8 protein-coding genes are annotated in these 11,768 nt (G+C 52.2%); 5 read left to right on the top strand and 3 right to left on the bottom strand.

Features of this window, described 5'->3' with window-relative positions:
* Together ABX962_RS18195 and ABX962_RS18190 are read left to right on the top strand one after the other, a co-directional pair.
* Positions 1-435 (top strand): hypothetical protein (locus tag ABX962_RS18195; protein ID WP_372721458.1); only part of this gene is annotated, 435 nt, incomplete at its 5' end.
* 376 nt (positions 436-811) lie between these two features.
* Positions 812-1,876 (top strand): hypothetical protein, encoded by a 1,065-nt coding sequence (locus ABX962_RS18190; RefSeq protein ID WP_372721457.1) that lies wholly within the window; start codon positions 812-814, stop codon positions 1,874-1,876.
* 793 nt (positions 1,877-2,669) lie between these two features.
* Here the strand turns inward: ABX962_RS18190 and ABX962_RS18185 are convergent.
* Together ABX962_RS18185 and ABX962_RS18180 are read right to left on the bottom strand one after the other, a co-directional pair.
* Positions 2,670-4,472 (bottom strand): AIPR family protein, encoded by a 1,803-nt coding sequence (locus tag ABX962_RS18185; protein WP_372721456.1) that lies wholly within the window; start codon positions 4,470-4,472, stop codon positions 2,670-2,672.
* A 553-nt stretch (positions 4,473-5,025) separates the two neighbouring features.
* Positions 5,026-5,379, bottom strand: coding sequence for a hypothetical protein (locus tag ABX962_RS18180; RefSeq protein WP_372721455.1), 354 nt, complete (start codon positions 5,377-5,379; stop codon positions 5,026-5,028).
* A gap of 501 nt (positions 5,380-5,880) precedes the next feature.
* On the opposite strand from ABX962_RS18180, the gene ABX962_RS18175 reads away from it, so the two are divergent.
* Positions 5,881-6,405 carry a hypothetical protein gene (locus ABX962_RS18175; RefSeq protein ID WP_372721454.1) on the top strand — a complete coding sequence of 175 codons (525 nt, stop codon included), beginning with the start codon at positions 5,881-5,883 and terminating at the stop codon, positions 6,403-6,405.
* A 129-nt stretch (positions 6,406-6,534) separates the two neighbouring features.
* On the opposite strand, the gene ABX962_RS18170 is transcribed toward ABX962_RS18175, so the two are convergent.
* Positions 6,535-7,386 carry a helix-turn-helix domain-containing protein gene (locus tag ABX962_RS18170; RefSeq protein WP_372721453.1) on the bottom strand — a complete coding sequence of 284 codons (852 nt, stop codon included), beginning with the start codon at positions 7,384-7,386 and terminating at the stop codon, positions 6,535-6,537.
* A gap of 149 nt (positions 7,387-7,535) precedes the next feature.
* Between ABX962_RS18170 and ABX962_RS18165 the strand changes: the two genes are divergently transcribed.
* Together ABX962_RS18165 and ABX962_RS18160 are read left to right on the top strand one after the other, a co-directional pair.
* Complete coding sequence (locus ABX962_RS18165; protein ID WP_372721452.1) at positions 7,536-8,942, top strand: polysaccharide lyase family 1 protein; 1,407 nt, start codon at positions 7,536-7,538, stop codon at positions 8,940-8,942.
* Positions 8,932-10,377 carry a nucleoside hydrolase-like domain-containing protein gene (locus tag ABX962_RS18160; RefSeq protein WP_372721451.1) on the top strand — a complete coding sequence of 482 codons (1,446 nt, stop codon included), beginning with the start codon at positions 8,932-8,934 and terminating at the stop codon, positions 10,375-10,377. Before ABX962_RS18165 ends, ABX962_RS18160 begins: the two co-directional genes overlap by 11 nt.
* Positions 10,378-11,768 lie beyond the last annotated feature (1,391 nt).

Here is an 11,768-nt window from a genome sequence, read left to right as displayed (position 1 = left end):
TCTTTGTCTGCGGAGTTTGAGTTCGCCTCCGAGGACGTGTCTTTCTACCGAACGCCAAGCGAATTTGAACGCGACTCATCTCGGATGTATGAATCGTTTCGATCTTGCGATTTTGGTTTCTGCGGATTTTATCGGGAAGACTTTTCGGAGGACGAAATCAGGAATAGTCTTCCCAGTGAAGGTTACTGGCGATTGCCGTTACTCGAAGTTAAACTCAGGGGTAACCCGCACGACGTGCGCATCAGTTTCATCAAGACGGCGGACGAGCAATTCCTCGAATTTGATGCACCTTCCAAAAAGCTGCTGGATCGTGCAATGAAAGAGATTCCGTGGCGAGATCAGCTCGAGTTTTGGACCGGTGAAGCCGACGAACGCTGGGGATTATTGGCTCTCACGCAGTCGCTCGAATCTCCGGCGTCATCGGATTGCAAGTAGGTAAAGAGGCTTTCAGGTCATGGTGTAAGGGCTTGGTCGCATTGACATGTTGGCCTCCGTGTCGAATGAGCTTTTAGGAAAAAGTCCCTGACAAACGCGAGGCCGTCGGGGACCGGCCGCAGCATTGACCGGGACATCTCGTGTCAAGTTGCACCTCGGCCGAGCTCGACTCCGTTTCTCACGGGAAATCCGTTGGAACACCTGTTATTCGCCGTAACCATTGATCTTTGGACGCTGGAGCAATGTCTGCAAAACCTGCTGCACACGCTTCCACCGGACGAGCCTCGTTTAAGTGCTTGAGGAGCATCGAATGACTTTGTGCTATGCAAGAGTGCCACTCGACGATTCACGCATGCCGTCGGAAGCCTCACGACAGTTGCAAGAAGACTTTGGCAAAGAAGCCATTGCGTCTGTTTTTTTTCCGACGTCCGACGCCTCTCGACAATCGATTAATGGCTTCAATTTTTATTTCCAAGACTGTCGTCTTGTTTCGTTGGATTGCATCAGTCAGTGGTGTCGTTTCATGTCATCGGAGGACCGAAGGGATCGCATTACCATCAGCCAAACTTGGCGTGATTTGGAAACCTCCAAAGCCGCAATCGGGCTAACGCCAACGGGGCCTGAAAATGGGTATTGGTGCCGACGTCTCTTCCAGCTCACGCCGACAAAGGCTTCCAGGGATTCCAAAAATAGCTTTGGGATCAACTTGTTTGTCCACAACTACCCACGGCCACCGTTTGACCTTGAGCTGAGAATTCCTTCTGAATCGGTTGGTGGACTTGAGTCATCTCGACTCGCGTTCTGGAGCAGCGTTCGCGACAACATCCGCTGCCTAAAAGGTCTGGAGGTCGACAGTCAGGGGAAGTTTGACTTGCACTGGCTTCAAGGCATTGAAGATGCGAGACTTCGATGCATCAAAGGGGGCGGGATAGATTCGGTATCAATGTTCGTACCGCAGTCCAGAGTGTCCAACGCCACGGAAACACTCCGTCAAATTCATGCTTTGATTGAATCGCTTTCTCCGGATTTTGAGTTTGAATCCGAAACCATAGCGTTCGGCCTGACGCCTAAGCAATTCGCATCCAACGCTTCTCGGATGCATGATGTACGGCGATCTTGGAACTTTGCCTTCCAAGGAGTTTATCACAAGGAATTTTCTGAAGACGAAATCTTGAATAGTTTGCCCAGCGAAGGCTACTGGCGCTTGCCTTTGCTAAGAGTTAAACTTCGAGACAAGCCGTACAGTTTCTGCTGCCGTTTTATCAAGACAGCGAACGAGCAATTCCTTGAATTTGATGTTCCGTCCAAAAGGTTGCTGGATTTCGCAATGAAAGAGATCCCATGGCGAGATCAGCTTGAGTTTTGGACGGGTAAAGCGGATGAACGCTGGGGGCTTTTGGCGCTTGCACAGTCGCGTGAATCTTCGACGCAATCCGAGTGAGCGGGCAAATGAGAGCGGGCAAATGGGTCAGGTCTCTTTGATGAGTTAATCAACGACTGCACCAGAGCGAAGCGACCTTGAAACGATCCGCCAATCGTATGGAGCGGGAAAATGGGTCAGGCCTCTTTGATGAGTCAATCAACGACTGCACCAGAGCGAAGCGACCTTGAAACGATCCGCCAATAGTACGGAAGAAGGAAAGGTGCGCGGACTCTATCTTTTTGTCTCTGCAATAGAAGTTGCAGCCTTGTATTGCTGGTGCGGTATCCGCAACTGAGAAAAAGCGTCTCAACGTCGTTGACACCGTCCGCATGGCGAGTCGTCACTCAAGACTTTCGAGCCACGCTGACTACCCCCAGAGCCTCTCAACGAGACGGCTAAATCAATATCGAACCCACCCCAGGCCGGAGGCCGACACCGCAATACTGTAGTGGAGGTTGCTAAACCTCCCGCCAGCACACAAGGTTTGCAGCACGAATTAAAAGATCGGCAAATCGGGTTTCCCCGATGCATGACACACCAATCGCCAGCGGCGACTTCTCAACATCATTTCCATCGTCAGTCTAGCATTGTCGGACCTCATCCGGTTGCAAAGAGGCAGACGTTTGAATCAGATCCGTCGGCTCATGCCGGACTGCCACAACGATCGCCCCGGATTTGAGTCCTGGAACCTTTTCTTAATTTGATGTCGAACTTTTTGTATCGCGAACTTGATAATCCTATCCTTGCACGATGATTTGCGCAATGTGCTGCGACAACTGATCTTAAGTTGCACAGTGTTTGGAACATCAAATTAGTCTGCGCCAGTCACTGCCCAAGTATTTTTTATGGAAGCCAATGCATCGCGAAAGAATGATCCGGACTTGAGAATCGTTGGCCAGCTTTTCTCGATGCCAAGAGAACGCTTGGCTTCGATTAGCTCAATGAAAGCTTTCCAGATCAAGCTTGGATTGTTCGACACTTCGGCGATTAGCATCCGCAGAGGTTCTTTGCTGTCCGAAAGCATTGCCCTGTGGTAAAGAACGGCCATCCCGAAGATCGTCATCTGTGGAATAGCTGAATCGAGTTCGGAAAACACCGGCTCTAAAAAAGTACCGATTCCCGTCGCATATGCTTGACGCCTATCGTCTTCCGATGCGTAGCGCTTACGCTTAATTTTTTTAAAGCGGTCTACTTGATTCGCAACTAATTTACTTAGCTCGTATGCATCGCGAAACTTCTCAGCAGTCAGGTCAGATTGGAGCACTTTGGAAAAGCTACCACCATCGTCTGTGAATATTTTGCTCGGATCCTTTTTGGCAAGTTGAGGGTCTTCGAAAAATGTTGCTACATATGCCTGCATTCCATCTTTGAACGGGATAACCTTGTTTGAGAGTGGACTGCCGAACTTTTGTTCGAGTTCTCGAATTTCGGACTGAAGCATGGCATCGATCTCGCCCGCTCTTCGTTCAAGGAAGTATCCTAACGTCGATAGGGAGTGAAACAACTGTACAATTCGAGGATCATTTGACCTTAAAAAAGTGTTGTCAACGCGAGTTTGATTGTTCAAATTTACGGCAACGTTGGAAGCGAACTCCTTGTCCTTGCCCGTCGTAATCACTCGAATTGCAGCATGTACGTTTCGTTGGAGGGTTCCGTCCACCGAGCATCGGTGCAGGATACGAATTGTCTGTCCCCCGTTGACGATTTGGGGTCTCTCTAGACTGAGAGCGTTATTGAAGGGTTTATGAATAGCGGAATCACAGATTATTGACACACCATTGTTATAGTGAAAGAAGTCTTTTGACTGCTCAGGGCTCGCGGCGGTCGATGCAATCGCCATGTTCGTCCCTCGATCGCCTTCGAACATTCGAACATTTTGCTGTAGAATTGCTTCCCCGTGTTTTTCGTATAGGTCCGCCAAGAACTGCCCACTGAGATCAAACAAGTAAGTTTCGTGATCGCCAATGCGTGTCATATACGGCAGTCTTTCAAGCGGGATATCTAGGGTCGCATCTAGTGTGGGGAGATTAACGTTGTAAAACTTGCTATGGATGTCTGTCAGATTGCTGAATTGCCAACGAAAAAGGTCCTTTGCTGGTCCACTTTTCTCTGTGCAGAAGGACTGGAGTTTGGTGACCGAGTCCGGCGGCAGTTCGGCCATGCTGGAAGCGCAAATAACAATCCGGTAGCCAGCAGGCGTAAAACCGTAGATTTCCTGCAGCCTAGCCAATAGTTCGGGATTTGCGATTGCACTATGGTCTCGAGCGAGAATTAGCTGTAGGCCAGAAATCATCTTGTCTACTTCGCCTGTAGCAACTGACTTGTTGATCGAACGTGGATTCTTGAATTGATAAAAGAGAACCTCTTCACTATCAATTTCAATCGCATCAATCCCTAGGTCCCCCCCTCCGTCGCAGATCTGTTCTTTCGATTCGATGTCTGTCATTCCGCCTATATGGCGGAAATACCAATATGCGAATCCGTATCCATCATTATCAAACTCCTGCTGTGTCACTATCGCATTGACTTGGTTGTCGAGTTGCTCTTTGAATAAACTCAGGATTTCAGGGATTTCAGACATTTCTTCGGCAGTCAAAAGAGCTGGAACGTTCATTGAGTAATTAGGATTAATCGGCAGCGAAGCCTCTGCTGGAGTTTTACTTTATCGTTGTTGTAAATGGAGCGACAGTCATAAACGCATGACGATATAGTTTGCTTCGATAGAGATGTTGTATTCACGCTTTGGAAAGGGGCAATCGTTTGGACGTCGTTGATGTCTCTATTGGTTCTGCAAGTTGCGCCTGAATAACGCCCACCTATAGCAAACAATATTTGGATAAAAGAAAATGACAGGGGGCAATTCGGGGTAATTGCTTGAACAAACGGTTGTAACTGGGGAATTGCGTTCGACACAAAACGGACTACTTTTACAGTCCGACGCAAGTTGGCACGCGTTAAACTCAATTCGTTGAGTAAGTCTCCGCCTCACAGTTCACTGCCAAACTCGCTTCAGTCTGTGTGACCGTGGCGCGTTGCACGTTTTTGCAAATGGGCTAAGCGGTCAGCACCAAAGGGCAGTCGAAGGCTTGCTTTGTCTGATAAAATTGGATCGTCTCCTTTGGAAATAGAACACTCACAATTCCAAGTGTGGTCGGATTTCAACTCAATTACGGTGCGCCAGTCTGCTGAGATACGTTGGGTGGTAAAGTTATGGGGAGCTTTTGCCACTGTTGATTTCTTGTTTCAGGACCTCGTACATTTTCGCTTTCGACTCGCTGCGGTGCGGCCGCAACACTCGGAATTAGGTGGATTCTTCGCTCAATTTTGGCATGTGTGGTTCGAATCGGATCAATTGCAGCTACGTTTTCATAAAGCTGCCGGACATACTCCTGGGGATAAATCGTCATGATTGCTTGAATTAACTGGTGAGAATCGAATGAGTTTGGTAGCTCGGCGATGATAATCGATAGAATCGATTCATTAAGGTGTAACATCTGCTTCGCTTGAGTATGTTCGTGCATCGGATTGCAATCGACGGCACTTTAGCATGCGGAACCAAGATCCATTTTTCCTTTTTACACAATCTCGGGGGAGATCAGTAGGTGAATATCGGCGCAAAGAAATTGGATTCTCAGATGAACACACGTCAGTAGCGGTCGATAAAATGGCAGTGCCCAGTATGCGAGAAGAAAAGGTACGCGGGCTCTTTTTCGTGTTTTGAAAAGAGGCGTAGATTCCCTATTCATGTTCTCAGCGGCAGCATTACCGGACGCCGGCACCGCACAAGTTACAACCTCTTGGTAAACCCGAGTCCTGCCTAAGAAAACCCCGCGAGTTTTCCTTGCCGTTTTCAGCTCCAAGACCGCGGAATCGGTTGTGTAAACGTGCGTCCGACCTGTAGCCTGGATGAGTGTGACCGTAAGAATTGATTTCGCGGTGCCTCTCCTGTGAATTGGACGCCGATATCTCGCGGTAACCGCTGCGGGGCATTTTTATAACCTGGCTCGATTCATTGGCTTGCCATGATCCGCGACTTCTTTATTTGCGTGCCAGTCTGGCTCGCGCTTGTCGGCTGGTTTGTTGGTAGCTTTGCTCGAGGCCGCGGCGTGCAAGATTCCGGCGGGATGCGGGATACCGTTTACGGTTACGCTTGGCTACTGGGAAGCTTGATGATCGTGCTTCATATTCTGGCCAGCTACGGACTGGCGTACAGCTGGAGTCACGCTGCAGCGATCGAGGCGACCGCCGACGAGTCCGAGCGGGTCACCGGGATCCGCGCCGGATGGGGTGTCTATGTCAATTTCCTCTTCGCCGCCGTCTGGATGGGCTATTCGATTGCAATGACAACTCGCAAGCGGCGATGGCCGGCAGTCGACCACGCCGTTTTCTGGTTCACGGCGGCGATCATTGTGTCTGCGACGATCGTTTTTGAAGCCGGGGCAGTCCGTTGGCTGTCAATTGCCGCTTTCACCGGTCTGATCATTTCGACGCTTTGGCCTCGCCAATCGCCCGCTGATCCAGACGCACCGGCGCATCAGCCCAGGTAACATTCGCTTGCGACTGTAGAGCAATGCTTGGGGGTGGCCAGCGCATCATCCGTCCGCGACGGTCGTGCTATTCCCATTACATCCAAACGCAGGACCTCTTTGGACATCTCGCTCGGTGTAAAGTGCGGTTCATCGCGTGGGCGACGGTTGGCTTGCGTCGGCGGGTTGGTGGGCTTTGCGGTAGTCTCGCGGTGAGCACCGGCAAGTGGATTTGAATGCTTCGTTGAAGCGGCTGAGACTTTGGAAACCGGATGCGAGTGCGATGTTGAGGATCGCATCGTGAGTGGTAACAAGGAGACGCTGCGCGTGTGAAATACGATGCTGGACGACGAATGCGGTGATCGTTGTTCCAAACGTCCGCCGAAACAGATCCATGGCGTAGTTGGGGTGCAGGCCGACGGCATCTGCAATCGACTGGGACGTCAGAGGGAGTTGATAATTCTGGGCGATGTAACAGGCCAGCTTGTCAGCACGTGACAACACCATCGCTGAGGACGTTACGGCGGTCGTGGTCATGCCGCGTGCGAATCGCAGCAGTCTTGCTTGCACTTCCAATTGAGCGGCTCGCTCCAGCACCGGTTCATTGCTTTGCAGGTCCTGTTCCCATCGCCGAAACATCCGTTCATCCGATCCAACCTGAGCCATGTCCGTGAGTAGTTCTCCCTGCAAGATTCGCTGCACCAGCGTTGGGTTCAGTCCTGCACGTAAAAATTCGCCAAGCGGCAACGTCACGACAAAGTAAGGAGCATCCCCTTGGAACTCGACAATTTGATGGGGAATCGCAGCCCAAAACATTCCGAGTCGGCCTGTTTCGATCGTTGTCCGCTGGCCGCCCAGCAGGTAAGTCAGCGAACCGGCCATCATTAGGTTCAATTCGATCTCGTTGTGCCGGTCGGGTCGCGTCATGCGAGTCGGCGTCCACGATTCACAGGTGAAACCGTAGGGCGAGAACTCGGGGCGTTTGATATCGAATTGCTTCATCACCTTAGAATACCGTGAGTACTGCCGAAATATCAGGGAGAATTGCGGTGTGGCCACGGATATTCTTAATCCAAGTTAGGGGCGATGCCCCGCCAACGCCAAGGTGCGACCGGCCGAAGTCGCGAAGCACATTACACAAAGGAAATGACATGAAGCTGCTCACGCTCTTGATCGCACTGCTGACTCTCGGCGGACCGCTGGGGCTGCTGCTTTCCAAAGCGACGGCCGACGAAGTCAAACCCGCCAAGGTGGCTGCGTTTCCGGGCGCCGAGGGTTACGGTTCGGTGACTCCTGGCGGCCGAGGCGGCCAGGTGATTGCGGTGACTAATCTTAACGCCCGTGGTGCGGGCAGCTTGCAGGCGGCGTGTGATGCCAAGGGGCCAAGGGTCGTCGTCTTCAAAGTGGCGGGCACCATCGACGGCGACGTCAAAATCAAAAACGATTTCATCACGATTGCGGGCCAGTCGGCACCTGGCGATGGCATCACGATCAAAGGCAATCTCGCCATCGATGCTAATGACGTCGTGATCCGCTATCTACGAGTAAGGACGGATCACGATGGGGACGCGTTAGGGGGAAGGTACCACAAAAATATTATGGTGGACCATGTATCGGCCAGCTGGAGTAGCGATGAGGTGTTCTCGCTGTACCACAACGAAAACGTCACGATTCAGTGGTGCATGATCACCGAAGCTTGCGCCAAGGAAGACGGGTCGCATCGTTTTGGCGGTATCTGGGGCAACCAGTACGGCACTTACCATCACAACCTGTTTGCCCACAACGACAGCCGTAATCCTCGCTGGGCATCGGGTTGTGGCTACAACGATTACCGAAACAACGTGCTGTTCAACTGGGGGTATCAAAGTTGTTACGGTGGCGAGGCACGTCAAAAAGGCGATCGGCGAAAACCAGCGATCGAGTTCTCTGCGATCAACATGGTCGCCAACTACTACAAACCGGGGCCCGCTACGCGTGGCGACGTGAAGGACTGTATTGCAAGTCCTTCGTCCCGAGGCGATGACGACTACGGCAGTTGGCACGTGGCCGATAACTATGTCGATGGTTCTCCCGAAGTGACCCATGACAACGCGTTGGGTGTGGAAGGCAAGACGTTCAAAACGTTGGCGACGCCGTGGAAGGCAATGCCTATTCATCAGCAATCGCCGCAGGATGCTTATTTGGCGGTCCTTGAACACGCAGGCTGCTCATTGCCCAGACGTGATTCGATCGATGCCCGTATCAGCGAAGAGGTCCGCAAGGGCGTCGCGATGTACGGCAAAAACGGAATCATCACGACACAGCAGGACGTTGGCGGCTGGCCGAGTCTGCAGTCGGCGGCGGCGCCACAGGATTCGGACGGGGATGGGATGCCTGACGAATGGGAAAAGAAATACGGATTGGATGCGAACGAGGCCGATGACAACGCGTCCGACAACGACGCCGATGGGTACACCAACGTCGAAGAATATCTCAACGGAACCGATCCGACCGAGTTCGTGGACTACACCAGACCGGAAAACAACATCAATTCGTTGGAGCAGTCGCATGGACAGTAATCCGCATCCCGTCTTGGGCGTAACGCTACTGCTGTTGCTCGTAGCCACGATGGTACTAGGGCAAGACGATTCGCTGATGGCTTCGGAGAAGCCACGCGTGATTATCACGAGCGATGGCGAGATCGACGACGAATGTTCGATGGTTCGCTTCCTGCTGTACGCGAACGAGTTCGATATCGAGGGAATCATCACATCGAGTTCGCAGTATCATGCTCACGGGCACAATTGGGCCGGAGACGACTGGGCGCAGCCCTATTTGGCGGCGTATGCCAAAGTCTATCCGAACCTGGTGAAGCACGACCCGCGTTATCCCACGGCTGAGTTCCTGCAGTCCCGAACGTTGCTTGGAAACGTAAAGGCGGAAGGAGAGATGGACGAGGTCACGGCTGGTTCCCAGCGGATCGTTGAGGTCTTGTTGGATGCGGCGGACGAACGCCCCGTTTGGATCCAGGCTTGGGGCGGAACGAACACAATCGCGCGGGCGCTAAAGACGATCGAGCAGCAGCATCCCGATCGAATGGCGGAGGTCGCGAAGAAGATCCGCTTCTATTTCATCTGGGAGCAGGATGAGACTTACCAAAGGTACATCCGTCCGCACTGGGGAAAGTACGGCATCCAGACCATCATTTCCGATCAGTTCATTGCGTTGTTTTACCACTGGAAGAAGTACGTTCCAGAAGAGCAGCAGAGCTATCTTGCCGCCGAATGGATGAAGGTCAATCTATTGGAAGGCCACGGTCCGTTGTGTTCGCTGTACAAGGCGCATACGAACGAGGACAAAGGGTTTCGCGAAGGCGATTTCCGATCGGAAGGCGACTCGCCGGCATTCTTCTACAACATTCCAAACGGTCTTCGCAGCGACGAGTCCCCGGGCTGGGGCGGTTGGGGAGGTCGTTTTGTCAGAGTCCGCGAAAACACGTGGCTCGATCCCGTCTCAGAGTCTGGCTACGAGTATCCTGTAGGTCGCTGGTACACAGGATCGGCGTGGGGACGCCAGCGATTGAAGAAAGAAATCTCCGGTGACGAAGCCTTGGTTTCCTACCTCAAACCGCAATGGCGGTGGATCGACGCCCTGCAGAATGACTTTGCCGCACGAGCCGATTGGTGCGTGAAGGAGTTCAATGAAGCTAATCACCACCCTGTTGTCAAAGTGAATGGCAAATTGAATCGCAATGTGAAGCCGGGCGAAGTGGTACAGCTCGATGCAACCGCGACGGATCCTGACGGCGACGAATTAACGGTTCGCTGGTGGCAGTATTGCGAAGCGGATTCGGCAGAGGCGACCGTCCGCATCAAAAACGGCGACTCGGCGCGCAACGCCTCCTTCATTGTCCCCAACGAATCAGGGAAAGAGGTTCACATCATCGTTGAGGTCACGGACAGCGGAACACCGCCGCTCGTTCGTTATCAGCGGATCGTTTGTCAGATCGAGTAATCGTCCACGCGATACTGCCGCTTGCAAAGCATTCAGGGGAGGCTGGAAAATGAAAAAGCCCCCGTGGCGATCAGAGAATTTTTCTGTCGCACCAATTTTTCTGTCTTCATCTAATCGAACGCCGGCCGCAGGAAGAGATGTGCAGCGTCAGAGAGACCGCCCGTTGCGATCGACTTTAGTAGCGAAGCGGCGCGGGCCGTCCGGTTGGAGTACTCAGATTTACTCGCTGCGACCGGGCGGCTCGCGAAGCACCGCTAGATAAGACCGGCAGCGCATCCGCCGGATGCACCCTTCTTAATCTTAATCCTAATCTTAATCTTCTTCGGTTTTTCGCGAGCGAGAAGTGGGATTGCTCGGTCGAGATTAAGATTACGAGTAAGATTAGGATTAAGAGATGAGGTGTCAGCGGTTTGGTTTCCGTCGAGTCTTTGGTCGGTGGGAATCTGGTGCTCGATGCAACACGATGCGTTGGATTGCTTGAAGATCGGGATTTACAGGAAAATAGATGACAGGAAAATGAAAAAGCTATCGTTTCGATCAGAGAATTTTTCTGTCGCACCAATCTTTCTGTCTTCGTCTAATCGAACGCCGGTTATCGGAAGAGGTGTGCAGCGTCAGAGAGACCGCCCGTTGCGATCGACTTTAGTAGCGAAGCGGCGCGGGCCGTCCGGTTGGAATCCTCGGTTTTGTTCGCTGCGACCGGGCGGCTCGCGCCGCACCGCTAGATAGAACCGGTAACGCTTCGCCGGACGCACCCTTCCTAGTCTTAATCGCCTACGGTTGCCCGCGAGCGAGGCGGGGGATTGCGCGGTCGAGATTTACAGGAAAATAGATGACAGGAAAATGAAAAAGCTCTCGTGGCGATCAGAGAATTTTTCTGTCGCACCAATTTTTCTGTCGCACCAATTTTTCTGTCGCACCAATTTTTCTGTCTCCGTCTAATCGAACGTTGGCTGCAGGAAGGGATGTGCAGTGCAAGAGAGACCGCCCGTTGCGATCGACTTTAGTAGCGGAACGGCGCGGGCCGTCCGGTTTGGATCCTCGGTTTTACTCGCTACGACCGGGCGGCTCGCGCCGCACCGCTAGATAAGACCGGCAACGCATCCGCCGGACGCACCCTTCTTGATCTTAATCTTCTACGGTTGCCCGTGAGCGAGGCGGGGGATTGCTCGGTCGAGATTAAGATTACGAGTAAGATTATGATTAAGAGGTGAGCGATGGAGAAAAAATTCTATTGAGCGTTCGGTCAGATGGAACCTGATTTCCGATGCAATGCGATGCGTCGGATCGCTTTTGAGTCTGGATCTACTGGAGAATATAAACGCACCGATGGCGATCAGAGAATCTTTCTGTCGCACCAATCTTTCTGTCTTTGGTTTATCGAACGTTGA

The organism is Novipirellula sp. (genome assembly GCF_041583735.1).
Taxonomy (GTDB): domain Bacteria; phylum Planctomycetota; class Planctomycetia; order Pirellulales; family Pirellulaceae; genus Novipirellula.
Note: the sequence above shows the minus strand (reverse complement) of the source record. Positions and strands in the feature narration are given on the sequence as shown.

Excerpts from the sequence above, each read along its gene's own strand:
- ABX962_RS18185 (WP_372721456.1), bottom strand. The coding sequence starts at position 4,472 with ATGAACGTTCCAGCTCTTTTGACTGCCGAAGAAATGTCTGAAATCCCT.
- ABX962_RS18180 (WP_372721455.1), bottom strand. The coding sequence starts at position 5,379 with ATGCACGAACATACTCAAGCGAAGCAGATGTTACACCTTAATGAATCG.
- ABX962_RS18175 (WP_372721454.1), top strand. The coding sequence starts at position 5,881 with ATGATCCGCGACTTCTTTATTTGCGTGCCAGTCTGGCTCGCGCTTGTC.
- ABX962_RS18170 (WP_372721453.1), bottom strand. The coding sequence starts at position 7,386 with ATGAAGCAATTCGATATCAAACGCCCCGAGTTCTCGCCCTACGGTTTC.
- ABX962_RS18165 (WP_372721452.1), top strand. The coding sequence starts at position 7,536 with ATGAAGCTGCTCACGCTCTTGATCGCACTGCTGACTCTCGGCGGACCG.
- ABX962_RS18160 (WP_372721451.1), top strand. The coding sequence starts at position 8,932 with ATGGACAGTAATCCGCATCCCGTCTTGGGCGTAACGCTACTGCTGTTG.